This is a genomic window from Nocardia sp. NPDC004718 (assembly GCF_053601535.1).
Window position 1 is genome coordinate 56,023 of the sequence record NZ_JBSGCA010000007.1, and the last position, 16,265, is coordinate 72,287.

Here is a 16,265-nt window from a genome sequence, read left to right on the forward strand (position 1 = left end):
TTTACCGGGATACCGGCGCACAGAGTAGCGTCGAGCCATGTCGACCGAGGTCAGCAACAACACCGCACTGGAACGTTTCGAGATCTACGTCGACGGTGCGATCGCCGGCTACGCCGAATACCAGGACACGGCCTCCGAGCGCGCGTTCGTGCACACCGAGATCTATCCGCGCTACGAGGGGCAGGGCTATGCGCGGCTGTTGATCGAGACCGCCCTCGACAGCACCCGCGACGACAAGCTCGGCGCGCTGCCCATGTGCCGGGCGGTCCACCACTTCATCGAGACCCGCCCCGAATACCTGGTGATGGTGCCGCACTGGGCGCGCGACCGGCTGAACCTGCCTCAGTAGGCCGCGACAGCGCCGTCGAGCGCCTGCTGCAGATCGGTGCGCACCAGCCGGGCGATGTCGCCGGGCCGGGGCGGCAAATCGAGCACCGGGACATTGAAGTAGAAGCTGGCTCCCTTGGCCTCCTCCTTCGTCGGCTGCACCGCCGGGTCCGTGCGCGGACCGTAGCTCAGCGCCATGGACACCAGCACGGGCTCGGCGCCGAGTTTCATCGCCCGGAAGGCGATGTGCCCGATGCCGCTGCCCACCGCCTGCACGCGGGAGGGGTCCACGTCGTTGCAGGTGCCCTCGGGGAACACCGCGATGCCGTCGCCGCGGGCCATCCGCTCCGCGCAGACGTCCATCATGAGTTGTCCAGCGGCGTTCACCGCGCGAAGGCCGTGGTCCTTGCCACGGAACACCGGGATGCCGCCCATCATGTCGATCTTGCGCCGCTGATCGGGGTCGGCGAACAGTTCGTCCTTGGCCAGCACGCGCACCCGGCCGATCACCCGGCGTAGTCCGCTGCGCCACGCGGCCGCCGCCACGGTGTACGGATCGCTCTCGGAAAGGTGGTTGATCGCGATCAGCAGCGGCCTGTTCTGCCTGATCACCGTGCGGAGCGCTTCGCGCGCGCCCTCGGCGTAGGTGACGCGCGGATGGTAGCGGCGGCCGAGAATGGCGTACGCACCCCATGCCTTCAGACGGTTCTGGCGGTGCTCGCGATAGAAGTCGTACACGGCGGCGTTGTTCTCGAGGCGCACCTCGGGCAGTTCCATGACGTGGACTCTACGATGTGGCGGCGGTGGCGCAACGTGACGTCCGACGCCCGGTCCGCGACCCGTTCGGCAAATCCGGAACACACAAGTGGGCCGCAGAAGGCGCATTGTGGGCGAACAGCTGCGATGATGTCGGAGTGGCACGCGCAGAAGACCCGGACGATCGGAAGACTCGCGGCGGGCACGGCGACCGCAGGCGACGCGATTTCCGGCACGGTGAGCAGGTGGTTCGTGCCGGGACGCTGCTGGTGTCGGCCACCGAACTGGTCGAGCCGACCTTCCGGCGCACCGTCGTCTACATCATCGAGCACAACGAGGCGGGCAGTCTCGGCGTCGTGCTGAACCGCCCGAGCGACACGGCCGTGCACGAGGTGCTGCCGCGCTGGACCGACGCGGTCGCGGCCCCACGCACGCTGTTCATCGGCGGACCGGTGAAACGGGACGCCGCACTGTGCCTGGGCACGGTCCGGGTGGGCGCTCGGATCGACGGCGTCCCCGGGCTGCGCCGCATCGACGGACGCGTCGTCCTGGTCGACCTGGACGCCGACCCCGAGCGGGTCGGCCCGCTGGTCGAGGGCATCCGGATCTTCGCGGGGTACGCGGGCTGGACCTTCGGGCAGCTGGAGGGCGAGTTGGAGAACGACGACTGGATCGTGTTGTCGGCCCTGCCGTCCGATCCGATCAGCACCGGCCGCCCCGACCTGTGGGCGCACGTACTGCGCCGCCAGCCGCTCCCGCTGTCCCTGCTCGCGACACACCCGATTGAACTCGAACGCAACTGAGCACGTGTACTCCTCGAAAGGATCGAAGGAGACACGGCATGAGACACGACAACTGAACCGGCGAAAGCATGGGTGACGCATCGGGTGCGCCCACCGACCGGCCCCGCAACTCGAGCGGAGAGGTATCCAGTTGTGCGCAAGAAACGTGGCGAGACGGGACAGCCCGACGATCAATCCGAATTGATGCGGGCTCTCTATCGCGAACACGCCACCCCCTTGTGGCGGTACACGCTCGGCCTGGTTCGGGACCCGGGACGGGCAGAGGACATCGTGCAGGAAACGTTGCTGCGGGCATGGCAACGCCCGAACGTCCTGGATCAGTCCACCACGTCGGCGCGGGCGTGGTTGTTCACCGTGGCGCGCAATCTCGCCGTGGATGAGCACCGCAGCGCCCGCAGCAGGCGCGAGTTCCGCACCGACAACCCGCCCGAGCGGGCGACCCCGGACCAGTCCGACCGCGCGCTGGACGGCTGGCTGGTCGCCGACGCGCTCGGCAGGCTCAGCGCCGATCATCGCGAGGTGATCGTGCGGGCCTACTACCGGGGACTGTCGACCCACCAGATCGCCGAGGAACTCGACGTTCCCGCGGGCACGGTGAAGTCCCGGATGCATTACGGTATGCGCGCATTGCGCCTGGCATTACAGGAGATGGGGGTGACAAACCAGTGACAGATATCACCGACGATTTCAGCACGTGGGACGCCCCGTACGTGCTCGGGTCGCTGACCCGCCACGAGCGTCTGCAGTACGAGAGCCATCTCTCGAGCTGCCCCGACTGTCGGGCCTCCGTGGCCGAGCTGGCGGGCTTGCCCGGCATGCTCGCCCTCGTGGATGCCGACATCGCGACGACGATGATCGAGCCGCCCGCGCACGCCGCGCCGGAGCCACCGCTACCGCCGATGCCCGAGTTTCCGCCGCCATCGCGGCTGGCCGACGCGGCCGAGCGGCGCCGCAGACGCAGCGGGTGGGCGTCGGTCGGCATCGCGGTGGCCTCGGCCGCGGCCGCGGTGGCGATCGCGGTTCCGATCGCGGTAACGGTGTCCGGAACGCACACCGCGCCGGGGCCGGGCACCAGCGAGCAGGCGTTCGCCGAACGTCAGATGACGCCGGTCGAGCCGACTCCGGTCTCGGCGAGCTTCAAGCTCATCCCGGCGGGTGACCAGACGCGACTCGTGATGACCTGCAGCTATCCCCCCGGCCAGCCATTGCCCTACAACGCGAATCTCGTGCTGTACGCCACCCGGATCAACGGACAGCAGCAGCAGCTCGGCCAGTGGCCCGCGAGCCCCGGCACCGAGCTGACCATCGACCAGACCATCGAGGGCAAGCCCGACCAGGTCCGCTCGGTCGAGATCCGCGCGGCGAATACCGGGAAGGTTCTGCTCACCGGCACGGTCTGAGCAACGAGCGATCCCCCGCCAGGCGCTGCCCGCGGGGGATTTCTGCGTCGGCGACCGGTTCAGCGCGTCTGCCGCCGGAAGATCGAGGACGACCACAGGTACCCGGCCGCCGCCAGCCCGACGCACCAGGCGAGCGAGATGATCCCGTTGGCGCCGATCTCGGTGCCCATCAGCAGGCCACGGATGGTCTCGGTGAACGGCGTGAAGGGCTGGTATTCGGCGAACTGACGCAACCCGGCGGGCATGGTGTCGGTGGCGACCAGGCCGCTGCCGAGGAACGGCAGCATCACCAGCGGAAAGGGCGAGTTGCTCGCGCTTTCGGGGGTCGGCGCGAGCAGGCCGAGCGCCACCGACAGCCAGGTGAGCGCGAACATCACCGACGCGAGCAGCGCGAACACGGCGAGCCACTCGACCGGGTTCGCGTTCGGGCGGAAGCCGATGAGCAGTGCGACGCCCGCCATCGCGGCGATGCCGATCAACGCCTGGATCAGCGCGCCGACCACGTGACCGGTCAGCATGGCCGACTGCGCGATGTCCATGGTGCGGAACCGGTTCACGATGCCCTTGGTCGTGTCGGTGGCGACCGCCACCGCGACCGAGACCGTCATGTACGCCGGAATCATCAGCAGCATGCCCGGCGCGAGATAGTCGATGTAGTTTCCGCCGGACGACTTCTCCAGCGCGCCACCGAATACGAAGTTGAACACCAGCAACAGCACCGTCGGCATCACGATGACGCCGAAGGTCATGCTCGGATAGCGCTTGGCACGCACGAGATTGCGCCGCAGCATGGTCGCCGAGTCGGCGAGGGCGTAGGACATGCTCATCGCACGGGTTCCTTTTCGGTCGTGGGGTGGCCGGTGAGGGTGAGGAAGACGTCGTCGAGGTTGGGGGTGTGCACAGCGAGGCCCTCGACCTCGATTCGCTCGTCGTCGAGCCGGTCCAGCACGGCGCGCAGGGATTTCACGCCGCCGTCGCTGGGCACCGCGAGGGTGAGGTCCTCGTCGTCGTCCGGCGGCGGGGTCACGGCGCCGAGCGCGTCGGCCGCCGCGGTCAAGGCGGCTCGATCGGCGAATTCCAGACGGATGTGGCCGCCCGGCACCAGCCGCTTCAACTCCGCCGCGGTGCCTTCGGCGACGAGCTTGCCTCGGTCGAGCACCGCGATGCGATCGGCGAGCTGGTCGGCCTCCTCCAGATACTGGGTGGTGAGGAAGACCGTGACGCGGTAATCGTCGACCAGCCCACGGATGATGTCCCAGATCGCTCGCCTGCTGCGTGGATCGAGCCCGGTGGTCGGCTCGTCGAGGAAGATGATGCGCGGATCGCCGACCAGCGTCATGGCCAGATCGAGGCGCCTGGTCATGCCGCCGGAATAGGTGGACGCCGTCTTGTCCGCCGCGTCGACCAAGTCGAAGCGCTCCAGCAGATCCGCCGCCAGCCTGCGGTTGTCCCGCCGGGACAGATGATGCAGATCGCCCATCAGCAGCAGGTTCTCCCGGCCGGTGAGCAGTTCGTCGACCGCCGAGAACTGCCCGGTCACGCCGATCCGCGCGCGTACCTGCTTGCGCTCGGCGGTGAGATCATGGCCGCCCACCCGGATTTCGCCCGCGTCGGGATGGATCAGTGTGGTCAGGATCTGCACGGTGGTGGTCTTGCCCGCGCCGTTCGGCCCGAGCAGCGAGAAGACCGTTCCCTCCGGGACGGTGAGGTCTATCCCGTCGAGCACGACCTGCTCGCCGAACGATTTCCGCAGGCCGCGCACCGAGACTGCGGGCACGCGATGGCCGTTCACCATGGCCTTTCCTTTCTGACATAAATTTCACTATGCGCATATGGGCATGTTTTTTCGACACCGCACCCCTTTTGGGGCGCGGCGTCAGTCGATTCGGTTGCGGCGGTTAGATATCCAGATCCTCGATCTTCGGCCCTTCGGCCACGTCGACCACCCGCCGGTAGAGCTTGTCGGGCAGCCGGTCCTTCAACTCGTCGAGGGAGTCCACCACGACGAAGATGAAGTCACCCCAGTCCTGCTGTCCGACGCCGAGCAAACGCCGCCAGCTTTTCGGGTCTCGCCAGTCCTTGAGCCAATTCGTACCCACCTCGGCGGGATACTCGTCCCAGTTCGAATACTGGGCGTGCATCACGAATTTGCCCTTGCGGCTGCGATACACCTGGATGTGCTCGATCCGCGTATCGTTCACCTCGTGCCACTCCCCTAGCAGGGACCCGGAGAAGCGGACCTGTCGCACACCGTCGCGACCGACCTTGAGCACGATCTCGTCATAGCCCTCCAGCCGTCCCTCCTCGAGTTCGATGAACCGGCGCAGCGCCGTGACCACCGCTCCCGAAAGGTTGCCGCCGACCAACTCCTGCGCGCGCTGAAAGAGCGGGAGGTCGTCATCGGCAACGTAGATCGTCTTGTTGGGCATGATCCAACTATACGTAGATGTATACGTACACGCAAGGTTGTTCGGCACATCTTCCGATCCGCGTTGAACCGTTCGGCGACCGGGTCCGTATCACTCGTGTACGCAGTCGAAATTTCGTCAGCGGAAGGGAGTGCGGATGCGGACTCGAGTCGTGGACCATCTGGTGCAAGCGGTTTCGGCGTTGGGCGTGCGCCACATCTTCGGAGTGGACGGCGCAAATATCGAGGACCTGTACGACGCGATCTTCGACGCGCCGGACCACGTCACCGGCGTGGTCGCGAAACACGAGTTCTCCGCGGCGACCATGGCCGACGGATATGCCCGTGGCACAGGCGGATTGGGCGTGGTCGCGGCGACCTCCGGCGGCGGCGCGATGAATCTCGTCGCCGGGCTGGCCGAATCGTTCGCGTCGCGGGTACCGGTACTCGCCCTGGTCGGGCAGCCCCCGACCGCGCTGGAGGGCAACGGCGCCTTCCAGGACACCAGCGGACGCGCGGGCGCCATCGATGCGGTCCGTCTGTTCGGTGCGGTCAGCACCTATTGCGTACGGGTGGAAACCGCTGCCGACCTGGCGGATCGGCTGGATAGAGCGGTGCAGGCCGCCCGCCGGGGCGGCCCGGCGGTGCTGCTGCTGCCCAAAGACGTGCAGCAGGCCGACGCGGGCCCAATAGCGCCGCTCTGTCCCGCCACCAGGACACATCGGTCCGACCGGGCCGGACTCGCTCGTGTTCGCGCCGCGCTCGCCACGGCCCGGCACACCGGGAAAATCGTGATCATCGCGGGCGATCAGGTCGCGCGCGACGACGCGCGCGACGAGCTGGCCCGCCTCGCCACCGCCCTGGACGCCGCGGTGGGCGTCGCGCCGGACGCGAAGGACGTCTACGACAACGCCGATCCGGCCTTCTGCGGCGTCGCGGGCACCATGGGGCACCCGGAACTGGCGGCGGCCATCCGGTCCTCGGCCCTGTGCTTGCTGGTCGGCACCCGATTGCCGGTCACCACTCGCGCCGGCTCGGAGGCCGCGCTCGCCGACAGAACGGTCGCGAGCATCGGCGTGGCGCCACCGTATCTGCCCGCCATCCATGCGACCAGTACCGATCTGTCGCGAACACTCGCCGAGCTCGCCGACGAATTGGACGACGGCAGTACCGGATCCGAACGCGTGCACGCGGCGCAACCGCTGACTTCGCTGCGGGTGCCCGACTCCTCGGGCCCCGGTCTGCGGTACCGGGATGTGGTCGAGACGATCGATGCCGCATTGCCGGAGGGCACCGATGTGTTCGCCGACGCGGGCAACACCGGCGCGTCGGTCGTGCACCACCTCCGGGTGCCGCGTGACGGGCGGTTCGTGGTCGCCCTCGGGATGGGCGGAATGGGTTACGCCTTCGGCGCGGGCATCGGGTCCGCCTTCGCGCGGCACGCGCGGACCGACGGCGTCCGGCGGACGGTGGTCATCGCCGGTGACGGCTCGTTCTACATGCACGGCATGGAGTTGCACACCGCGATCGAGCACGCCCTTCCGGTCACCTTCGTCGTGCTGAACAATAACGCGCACGCCATGTGCGTGACCAGGGAGCAGCTGTATTACCGGGACCGCTACAGCTTCAACCGATTCCGCCCGGCCGACCTGGGTGCGGGTATCGCCGCGATGTTCCCCGGTCTGCCCGCGTTCTCGGTGCGCACCGTCGGCGATCTCGCCGCCACACTGCGTCGCTGCCTGGAAACCGATGGGCCGTCGTTCCTTTCGATCGAATGCGACCCCGACGAGATCCCTCCGTTCCTGCCCTTCATTAACGCCGTGGAGCAATCCCGCGATCTTCGATGAACCCCACGCGGCGGCGCCCGCCGACGCCCACCCGAAGGAGTATCACCGTGACCACCAGTTCCCTCCCCGCCCTCAGCGATATCCCGGAACAGGCCGTGCCCGGCGTGCTCCGCATCGAGAACTCCGACAAGGACGCGACCACGCCGATCATCATGGACATGCTGCGGTCGGTGTATCCGCACGACCAGATCTTCGGCGAATACTGTCCGGTGCAGGCGTACATCGACGCGCCGCCGCGCGAGGTCTACGAATACCTCGCCGATACCCGGTCGCTGGAGGAGTGGACCTACAGCCTGCGCGGGTTCGTGGAGACCGACGAACCCGGACTCTGGCTGGCCTACGACCGGCTGGGCTCGGAGACCGAGATCTTCACCCGCACCGTCGCCAACCCCGACGCCATGACCGTCGACTACCACTGTGCCTGGGATCAGGGACAGCACCTGTGGATGATCTACCTGCTGCGCGTGGTCGACGCGCAACTGGTGTTCAACAAGCCGGGTTCGGTGGTGTTGTGGGTCAACTGCAAGCACCCCTTCTACGACGCCAACCCGTACCCGGAGTCCGCTCCCCCGAACCGGCCGGTGTGGGTCGGCGACTTCTGGGAGATGTTCTCGGCGGGGCATCAGCTGGAGATGGACAACCTCAAAGCCATCTGCGAGTACCGGGCCGCGCACGGCCTGCCGATCAAGCCCGACTGGATGAAGTGAGGCCCGAGTGACCACCACGCAACAACATCTCCCTGAGGTCAGTCTCGTCGACGTGTCCTCGTACCTACCGGGCGAGCCGGTCGGTACCGAATACTTCACCCAGTTCTCCCGCTCGGACCGGATGGCGAAGAACGTCATGTTCCGCTCGCCCAAGGGCCGCCACCACGTCGCGCGCGACGAAACCGCGGTGGACATGGTCGAGCGCGCCGTCGCACCGCTGATCGAACGCAACGGCGCCGACGCGATCGCCGAGGTCGACGTCTTGATCACGCACACCCAACTGCCGGACAACCCGGTGCTCGGCTGCGGGCCCGAGGTGGCGCGACGGCTCGGCATCCGTCCCTCGTACGTCTACGACGTGCACAACGGCGGGTGTGCGGCGTTCGTGCACATGATGGCGATGGCCCGGATGATCCTGCAGACCACGTCCGCCCGCACCGCGCTGATCGCGGCGACCCAGAACTGCGCGGGACCGGTGTTCACCCAGACCGATATCCGCAAGCTGGCGCAGGCTCCGGTGCCCGGTGACGGCTGCGGTGTCGGACTGCTCCGCAAGGACGACAGCGCGCCGATTCTCGACATCGAATGCCGGACCTATCCCGAATTCGCCGGCGACATGGACTTCTCCACCAACGGCGAGCGCAAGTACTGGGAGCCGGGCGAGGGCCAGGGCTGCGTCAGCTTCACCGAGTCCAAGATCACCAAGGTGTTCGCCAGGGGCAATCGGCTCGTTCCGGAAGTCGCCCTCGCGGTGTGCGATCGGATCGGCGTGCGGGGACGCGACGTCGACACGTTCGTCACCAACCAGCCGAACCGGCTGTTCCTGCGCAACTGGCACGACGCGCTGGAACTCCCGCCGCACCGTCACCCCGACACCTTCGATTCCTGCGGAAACCTGTTCGCCGCGGGCATCCCGGTGACCCTGGATGTGGAGAACCGGGCGGGACGGCTGCCCAACGGATCGCTGGTCCTGATGTCGGCGTTCGCGCACGCGGGCGACTTCGCGGGCGCGGCCGCCGTCCGCTGGGGAGCCGCGCGATGAGCGTGCGCGTCGTCGACGGCACCCGGCCGTCGCACCGCTACCGGACGCACCGCGTGCCACCCCGCTTCGACCTCGCCCTGAGCGAGAATCCGTTCCCGCCGCTGCCTTCGGTGTTGCGAGCCGTGCACATGACGCTGGCTCAGGCCAATCGATACCCGGAGTTCCTGCCGCGCCGCCTGCCGACGCTGATCGCCCAGCACCTCGGTGTAGGGGCGGACCAAGTGGTGGTCGGGTCGGGGGCGACCGGCGTGGCACTGCAGATCTTGCAGACCCTGACCACGCCGGGAGACGAGATCGTCTACAGCGCACCGACGTTCGACGGGTATCCGATCATGGCGGAGATGACCGGCGTCACCGCGGTGCCGGTGCCGCTGGATTCGGCGGGAAACCAGGATCTGCGGGCGATGCGGCGGGCCGTCGACCGTCGCACCGCGCTGATCGTGGTGTGCCGTCCGCACAATCCCACCGGGACGGTCGTCCCGGCCGACGAGCTGAAGGCATTCCTGTCCGACGTCCCCAGCCGGGTCCCGGTCGTTCTGGACGAGGCGTACGTCGAATTCCTCGGCGCCACCGCATCCGTCGACCCGCGGGCGCTGATCGCGAAGCATCCCAACCTTGTTGTGCTGCGTACCTTTTCGAAGGCGTACGGCTTGGCCGGGCTGCGCATCGGCTACGCCTTCGGCCGAACCGAGTTGATGGCGAGGATCGGCACACTGCAATTGCCCTTCGGGATGAGCGCGGCGGCGGTGGCCGCGGTCGCCGCCTCGTACGCCGCCGAACCCGAACTCGCCGCGCGCACCCTGCGCATCGCCGAAGGACGCGACGCACTCCGCAGCGCACTACTGGCTCATGGATTCGCGATACCGGAAAGCCACGCGAACTTCCTGTACGTACCGGGCCCGGGTGCGAACACGGCGCTGCGGCGCGCGGGCATAGCCGCGAAGTCCTACGCCGACGGCAGCGCCCGCATCGCCGTCGGCGACCCGGCGTCCGACGACGCGGTACTCCAGGCTCTCACTGCGGAGGGCACCCTTCGCGAAAGGTTTGTCTGAGTTCACCGGCCGTCGGCCCGTTTGCGGCGCTGCTGTGTCAGCCGTCGTAGATCGGGGGACGGACGACTCATCCGAGCAGCTATCGGAACTCCGCGGAGGAGGGATGGTTCGATCGAAGCGTGTGGTCCGATTTCGAGGTGAACGCGGCGCCCGCTCATGGGACGGCCAGTAGGGTCCTGTTCCGGTTCGCGCTGGGACGGTGGGCGGTCGTGCTGCGCCAGACGCTCATCGAGCCGGGCGGCAGCAGCGGGTGGCACTACCACGACGGGACATTGTTCGTGCTGGTCGCGCGGGGGACGCTGGATCATCCCGGTGCGGACTGCGCTCCGGTCACCTACCGGCGCCCGCGGATCTTCCGGGAACCGAGCGGGCCGCGCTACCCGCACGTGGCGCGCAATCTCGGAACGGTGCCGGTATTGCTGTGCGTGCTCTACGTCACGCCGGTCGACAGTCCGTTGTCGCGCAGCGTCCCGCCGCCGGAGTGCGCCGACGCGGGGTGATGGGCCTCAGCTCGCGGATCGGCAGGCGTCGCGGAGTGGGCGGACGCGGGCCATCCGCCTCGACGCATGGCCGACAGACATCGCGGAGTGCGCGGACGCGGGGTGAGCGGCCTCAGCTCGCGGGCTGGCAGGCATCGCGGAGTGAGCAGGCGCCGCACGAGTTGCCGCAACCACCGGTCTGCGGCGGCGGGGCGATGGCTTCGGCCGCCTGCGCGGCGGCGTTCGCACCGGCGCCGAGGGTGAACAGCGCGACGACGGCGGCGCAGGCCGCGACGGCCAGCGCGACGAAGCCACCCGCGGCCAGCCCGACGAGACCACCGGCGAACAGCAGCGCACCGGCCGCGATCGAGGTGGGCGCGGCGACCCGGTTGGCGACGCGGAACGTCTCGTCCGTGGACAGCGCGGCCTCGGTGTGGACACCGAAGAAACGATTCCGGGGCAACCGGCCGGTCAGCCCGAGTGCTCCGGTTGTGACGGCCACGACAGCCAGCACGAACAGGACGAGAGCGACGACGAACACCCATGCAGGCTAGCGCATCGGTGCTCCGGGCCCGCCGACGGGCGCCTCGTCCGGCGAACCCGGCCGCAACCGCAGGCCAGCCCGATTTTCGGTCCTGCCGATGCGACGTTCTACCCTGATAGACGAAGTTTGTCGGGGATCGGCGACCACAAGAAGGCAGGACCGTGCAAGACACACGTGCAACCGAAAGCGATGTACCTGAGCACCGGTACAACGCGGAGCTTGCCGGCCGCATCGAGAGCCGGTGGCAGCGGACGTGGGACGAACGCGGAACCTTCCACGCGCCGAACCCGGTAGGACCGCTGGCCGGTCCGACACCGGCCGACAAGCTGTTCATCCAGGACATGTTCCCGTACCCGTCCGGCGCGGGCCTGCACGTCGGGCATCCGCTCGGCTACATCGCCACGGACGTCTTCGCCCGCTACCACCGCATGCACGGGCGCAACGTGCTGCACGCCCTCGGCTACGACGCGTTCGGCCTGCCCGCCGAGCAGTACGCGGTGCAGACCGGCGCGCACCCGCGCGACACCACCGAGTCGAACATCGCCACGATGCAGCGTCAGCTGGACCGCCTCGGGCTCGGCCACGACCGGCGTCGCTCGTTCTCGACCACCGATCCGGAGTACTACCGCTGGACGCAGTGGATCTTCCTGCGGATCTACAACGCTTGGTACGACACGGAGCTGAACCGGGCCCGCCCGATCGCCGAGCTGGCGGCCGAGTTCGCCTCCGGCGCGCGGGCCGTTCCGGACGGCAAGTCCTGGGACACGATGCCGCCCGCCGAGCGCGGCGCGCTGCTGGACTCGTATCGCCTGGTGTACCAGACCGATTCGATGGTCAACTGGTGCCCTGGCCTGGGTACCGTGCTGGCCAACGAGGAGGTCACCGCCGACGGCCGCAGCGAGCGCGGCAACTTCCCGGTGTTCCGTAAGCACTTGCGGCAGTGGATGATGCGCATCACCGCCTATTCCGATCGCCTGGTCGACGACCTGGATCGGTTGGACTGGCCGGAGAACGTCAAGGCCATGCAGCGCAACTGGATCGGACGATCCCGGGGCGCGCAGGTGAAGTTCGACGCCGACGGCGAGCAGATCGAGGTCTTCACCACCCGCCCCGACACCCTGTTCGGCGCCACCTACGTGGTGCTCGCGCCGGAACACGAGCTGGTCGACAAGCTGACCGCCGCCGCGTGGCCTGCGGGCACCGACCCCAGGTGGACCAACGAGGGCGCCGCCACACCGGCGGAGGCCGTGGCGGCCTACCGCAAGTCGATCGCGGCCAAATCGGATCTGGAGCGTCAGGAGAACAAGGAGAAGACCGGCGTCTTCCTGGGCAATCACGCGATCAACCCGGCCAACGGCGCGGCCGTGCCGATCTTCATCGCCGACTACGTGCTCAGCGGCTACGGCACCGGCGCCATCATGGCCGTTCCCGGGCACGACCACCGCGACTGGGAATTCGCGTCCGTCCTCGGGTTGCCGATCGTCGAGGTGATCAGCGGCGGCGACCTGGAGCAGGGCGCGCACGCGGGCGAAGGCGTGCTGGTGAACTCCGATTACCTCGACGGCATGTCCGTCGAGGAGGCCAAAGCGGCGATGATCGCCCGGCTCGAGGCCGATGGACACGGCAAGGGCACCATCCAATACAAGCTGCGCGACTGGTTGTTCGCGCGCCAGCGCTATTGGGGCGAGCCTTTCCCGATCGTGTACGACGAGCAGGGCGCACCCCACGCGCTGCCGGAATCCATGCTGCCGGTGGTGCTGCCGGAGCTGGACGATTTCGCCCCGGTGACCTTCGATCCGGACGACGCGAACTCCGAACCCTCCCCGCCGCTGGCCAAGGCGACCGACTGGGTGGAAGTCGAACTGGATCTCGGTGACGGGCTGAAGCGCTACCGCCGCGACACCAATGTCATGCCGCAGTGGGCGGGCAGTTCCTGGTACGAGATCCGCTACGCCGACCCGACGAACACCGAGACGTTCTGTGCCAAGGAGAACGAGGCGTACTGGCTGGGCCCGCGCGCCGATGTCGGCGGGCCGAACGACCCGGGCGGCGTGGACCTGTACGTCGGCGGCGTCGAGCACGCGGTTCTGCACCTGCTGTACGCCCGCTTCTGGCAGAAGGTGCTGTTCGATCTGGGTGACGTGTCCGCGAGCGAGCCGTACCGGCGGCTGTTCAACCAGGGCTACATCCAGGCGCACGCCTACACCGACGAGCGCGGCGCGTACGTGCCCGCCGCCGAGGTGGTCGAGCGCGACGGCAAGTTCTTCTGGACCGACCCCACCGGCGCCGAGATCGAGGTGCGCCAGGAGTACGGCAAGATCGGCAAGTCGCTGAAGAACGCCATCTCCCCGGACGAGATGTGCGATCTGTACGGCGCGGACACCTTCCGCTTCTACGAGATGGCGATGGGTCCGCTGGACACCTCGCGCCCGTGGGCGACCAAGGACGTCGTCGGCGCGCACCGGTTCCTGCAGCGCGCCTGGCGTCTGGTGGTGAACGAGGAGACCGGCGCGGTGCGGGTCACCGACGCCGCCGCGAGCGAGGAGACGCTGCGCCTGCTGCACAAGACGATCGCGGGCGTGGACGAGGATTTCGCCGCGCTGCGCGACAACACGGCGGGCGCCAAGCTGATCGAGCTGACCAACCACCTGACCAAGAGCTACCCGGACGGCGCGCCGCGCTCGGTGGTGGAGCCGCTGGTGTTGATGCTGGCGCCGCTGGCCCCGCACATCGCCGAGGAACTGTGGGACCGCCTGGGTCACACCGCCTCGCTGGCGCACGGCCCGTTCCCGGTCGCCGATCCGGCGCTGCTGGTCGAGGAGTCGGTGGAATACCCGATCCAGGTGAACGGCAAGGTGCGCAGCCGGATTCAGGTGGCGGCCGACGCGGACAACGCGGCGATCGAGGCGGCGGCGCTGGCCGACGAGAAGATCGACGCGCTGCTCAACGGGAAGGCGCCGCGCAAGCTGATCGTGGTGCCGGGGCGCCTGGTGAACATCGTCGCCTGACGGCGGATCAGCGCGGCGGGAGCAGCACGTCGTCGAGCGTGACCATGGACAGGTTGCGCTCCTTGATGATGTCGACCAGCTGTCCGTAGCAGTGAGTGACCGCGGGTGCGTTGGCGTGCCCGATGACGATCGTCTGCGGCTGGAAATACTGCCGCGCGCATTCGATCAGATACTGCTCGGTGATCACACCGGAATCCGACAGTGAGCCGTACCACATGGTGGGCACGGTGTAGCCGAGGTCGGCGGCCACTCGGTCGACCGTGGCGTTGTGCCTGCCGAACGGCGGGCGGAAGTACGGGGTGCCGTCCACCCCGAAGTTCTGGCGCAGGTAGGTCTTCGCACGCTCCAGCTGCCCGGCGACGGCCGACGCGGACAGCTTGGTCAGATCCGGGTGATCCCAGGTGTGGTTGCCGAGCTGGATCTGCCCGGATTCGACCAAGGGCCGCAAGGCGTCCCGGTGGATCGCCCACGAGTCGTAGTAGGCGGTCACGAAGAAGGTGAACCGCGCGCCGGTGTCCTTGGCGAATCGGATGTAGGCGCCGACGACCTCGGGACTGGCTCCGTCGTCCACGGTGAGCGCCATGCTGCTGCCCGGCCCCGGCAGCGCTGTGATCGCGCCCGCCCGGATCGGCGTCTTCGGTCCGCCGGGCGGAGGCGGCAGCAACGGCGGTGCGGGCGGCCGGGGCACGCCGCCCGCGGAACCGCTGTCGATCGGGTCGCCCTCGGCCACCGCGCATCCGGTCAGCGCGACCGCCGCGCCCGCTGTCAGCAACGCCAGCATGCGACGTCTGTCCACAACCCGATCCCTCTTGCTCGCTCGAACCTCCCCGCGACCAACCCTCGGGGATGGGGCCGGACGCTAACAAGCGAACTTGACGGGAACCTGAACCCGCGTGGTCGGTTGGGGAAATCACAGTGACGAGAGCACGGCGGTGAGCGACAGCGCATCATCAGGTCGGTGGCCGCCCGCCTCCACGTCGAGAGCTGGATTCCGGTCAGCAGGTCGATCGCACGGGCGACAAGCCGATCGGCGACGTGCGTGCGACAGTCGCGAGGGGAACGCGTGGGCCGATACAGCGCCGTCGGACCCGTACGGGATCAGTACCGACGGAACAAGCCATCGGCGACGTGCGCGCCGACAGCCGAGCGAGCGCTTCGGCCGAAGGAGCGCCGCCGGGTGACTCCGGGCTCAGTACGGCCGGAGCACGACCTCGGTGGGGTGCGCGTCGCGCGGGGTGTCGATGGCGGAACGCACCGTGTACGCCACGGTCTCGGGCGTGAGGAAGTCCTCGGCCCGGTACTCGCGCCCCTCACCCGCGATGATCGCCCGCTGCATATCGGTGTCGATTCGGCCCGGATGGATCGAGGTCACCCGCAGCTGCGGCTCCTCTTGGCGCAACGCGTCGCCGAAGGCGCGCAAACCGAACTTGCTCGCCGCGTAAGAGGCCCAGCCGGCGTTGGCGCGCAACCCCGCCCCCGAGTTGATCAGCACCACGTGACCCGCGCCCGCCCGCAGGGCGGGCAGCAGCAACCTGGTGAGTTCGGCGACCGCGACCACATTGGCCTCCAACGTGTTTCGCCACTGCTCGACGGTGGAGTCCGCGATCGTGCCGAGATCGGCGATGCCCGCGTTGTGCACCAGCACGTTCAGGCTCCGGATCGGCTCGACCGCCCGGGCGACGGCCGCGTAGTCGGTCAACTCGACCGGCCAGCCCCGCGCGTCGGGCAACTCCGCCAGGATGCCGCGCAGCGATTCCGCCGACCGCGCGCCGAGCAGCAGGTCGTGGGTCGGCGCGAGCTCCCTGGCGATCGCGGCGCCGAGGCCGCGACTGGCGCCGGTGATCAACGCGGTCGGTTTCGTGGTCGCGGCGGAAGTCATGGGCCCCACCGTAA

17 protein-coding genes are annotated in these 16,265 nt (G+C 68.5%); 10 read left to right on the forward strand and 7 right to left on the reverse strand.

Going from position 1 to position 16,265, the window contains the following annotated elements; genetic code table 11:
* Positions 1–37: 37 nt before the first annotated feature.
* Positions 38–349, forward strand: a complete 312-nt coding sequence (locus tag ACWEH3_RS07610) for a GNAT family N-acetyltransferase (RefSeq protein ID WP_355071301.1) — start codon at positions 38–40, stop codon at positions 347–349.
* Here the strand turns inward: ACWEH3_RS07610 and ACWEH3_RS07615 are convergent.
* A complete protein-coding gene (locus ACWEH3_RS07615; protein ID WP_450022114.1) occupies positions 343–1,104 on the reverse strand; it encodes a lysophospholipid acyltransferase family protein in 762 nt (253 codons plus the stop codon). The genes ACWEH3_RS07610 and ACWEH3_RS07615 overlap by 7 nt on opposite strands.
* A gap of 137 nt (positions 1,105–1,241) precedes the next feature.
* Here ACWEH3_RS07615 and ACWEH3_RS07620 point away from each other — a divergent pair, with 137 nt between their 5' ends.
* The 3 genes from ACWEH3_RS07620 (at position 1,242) to ACWEH3_RS07630 (ending at position 3,286) form a co-directional block, all read left to right on the forward strand.
* Positions 1,242–1,886 carry a YqgE/AlgH family protein gene (locus tag ACWEH3_RS07620; RefSeq protein WP_450022112.1) on the forward strand — a complete coding sequence of 215 codons (645 nt, stop codon included), beginning with the start codon at positions 1,242–1,244 and terminating at the stop codon, positions 1,884–1,886.
* 132 nt (positions 1,887–2,018) lie between these two features.
* Entirely contained in the window at positions 2,019–2,555 is a 537-nt protein-coding gene (locus ACWEH3_RS07625) for a sigma-70 family RNA polymerase sigma factor (RefSeq protein WP_355071297.1), read from the forward strand.
* On the forward strand, positions 2,552–3,286 hold the full coding sequence (locus ACWEH3_RS07630) for an anti-sigma factor family protein (RefSeq protein WP_450022110.1): 735 nt from the start codon (positions 2,552–2,554) through the stop codon (positions 3,284–3,286). Before ACWEH3_RS07625 ends, ACWEH3_RS07630 begins: the two co-directional genes overlap by 4 nt.
* 59 nt (positions 3,287–3,345) lie before the next feature.
* Here the strand turns inward: ACWEH3_RS07630 and ACWEH3_RS07635 are convergent, their stop codons facing one another.
* From ACWEH3_RS07635 to ACWEH3_RS07645, 3 genes are all read right to left on the reverse strand, one after another.
* A complete protein-coding gene (locus ACWEH3_RS07635; protein ID WP_364424778.1) occupies positions 3,346–4,113 on the reverse strand; it encodes an ABC transporter permease in 768 nt (255 codons plus the stop codon).
* Positions 4,110–5,081: an ATP-binding cassette domain-containing protein gene (locus ACWEH3_RS07640; protein WP_450022107.1), complete on the reverse strand. Its 972-nt coding sequence runs from the start codon at positions 5,079–5,081 to the stop codon at positions 4,110–4,112. The genes ACWEH3_RS07635 and ACWEH3_RS07640 overlap by 4 nt, the downstream gene beginning before the upstream one ends.
* Before the next feature lie 103 nt (positions 5,082–5,184).
* Positions 5,185–5,715, reverse strand: coding sequence for an EXLDI protein (locus tag ACWEH3_RS07645; protein ID WP_450022105.1), 531 nt, complete (start codon positions 5,713–5,715; stop codon positions 5,185–5,187).
* A 136-nt stretch (positions 5,716–5,851) separates the two neighbouring features.
* On the opposite strand from ACWEH3_RS07645, the gene ACWEH3_RS07650 reads away from it, so the two are divergent.
* From ACWEH3_RS07650 to ACWEH3_RS07670, 5 genes are all read left to right on the forward strand, one after another.
* A complete protein-coding gene (locus ACWEH3_RS07650) occupies positions 5,852–7,540 on the forward strand; it encodes a thiamine pyrophosphate-binding protein (RefSeq protein ID WP_450022103.1) in 1,689 nt (562 codons plus the stop codon).
* A gap of 47 nt (positions 7,541–7,587) precedes the next feature.
* Positions 7,588–8,247: an SRPBCC family protein gene (locus ACWEH3_RS07655; protein ID WP_450022101.1), complete on the forward strand. Its 660-nt coding sequence runs from the start codon at positions 7,588–7,590 to the stop codon at positions 8,245–8,247.
* A 7-nt stretch (positions 8,248–8,254) separates the two neighbouring features.
* A complete protein-coding gene (locus ACWEH3_RS07660) occupies positions 8,255–9,289 on the forward strand; it encodes a 3-oxoacyl-ACP synthase III family protein (protein WP_450022100.1) in 1,035 nt (344 codons plus the stop codon).
* Positions 9,286–10,341 carry an aminotransferase class I/II-fold pyridoxal phosphate-dependent enzyme gene (locus tag ACWEH3_RS07665; protein ID WP_450022098.1) on the forward strand — a complete coding sequence of 352 codons (1,056 nt, stop codon included), beginning with the start codon at positions 9,286–9,288 and terminating at the stop codon, positions 10,339–10,341. The genes ACWEH3_RS07660 and ACWEH3_RS07665 overlap by 4 nt, the downstream gene beginning before the upstream one ends.
* Positions 10,342–10,460: 119 nt before the next feature.
* Positions 10,461–10,841, forward strand: a complete 381-nt coding sequence (locus tag ACWEH3_RS07670) for a hypothetical protein (RefSeq protein ID WP_450022096.1) — start codon at positions 10,461–10,463, stop codon at positions 10,839–10,841.
* A gap of 112 nt (positions 10,842–10,953) precedes the next feature.
* Here the strand turns inward: ACWEH3_RS07670 and ACWEH3_RS07675 are convergent, their stop codons facing one another.
* Positions 10,954–11,361, reverse strand: a complete 408-nt coding sequence (locus ACWEH3_RS07675) for an SdpI family protein (protein WP_356963019.1) — start codon at positions 11,359–11,361, stop codon at positions 10,954–10,956.
* Between the two features lie 164 nt (positions 11,362–11,525).
* On the opposite strand from ACWEH3_RS07675, the gene leuS reads away from it, so the two are divergent.
* Entirely contained in the window at positions 11,526–14,372 is a 2,847-nt protein-coding gene (gene leuS / locus ACWEH3_RS07680) for a leucine--tRNA ligase (RefSeq protein ID WP_450022093.1), read from the forward strand.
* Positions 14,373–14,379: 7 nt separating this feature from the next.
* Here the strand turns inward: leuS and ACWEH3_RS07685 are convergent, their stop codons facing one another.
* Complete coding sequence (locus ACWEH3_RS07685) at positions 14,380–15,153, reverse strand: polysaccharide deacetylase family protein (protein ID WP_450022162.1); 774 nt, start codon at positions 15,151–15,153, stop codon at positions 14,380–14,382.
* Positions 15,154–15,561: 408 nt separating this feature from the next.
* Entirely contained in the window at positions 15,562–16,251 is a 690-nt protein-coding gene (locus ACWEH3_RS07690) for an SDR family oxidoreductase (RefSeq protein WP_450022091.1), read from the reverse strand.
* Between the last annotated feature and the right edge of the window lie 14 nt (positions 16,252–16,265).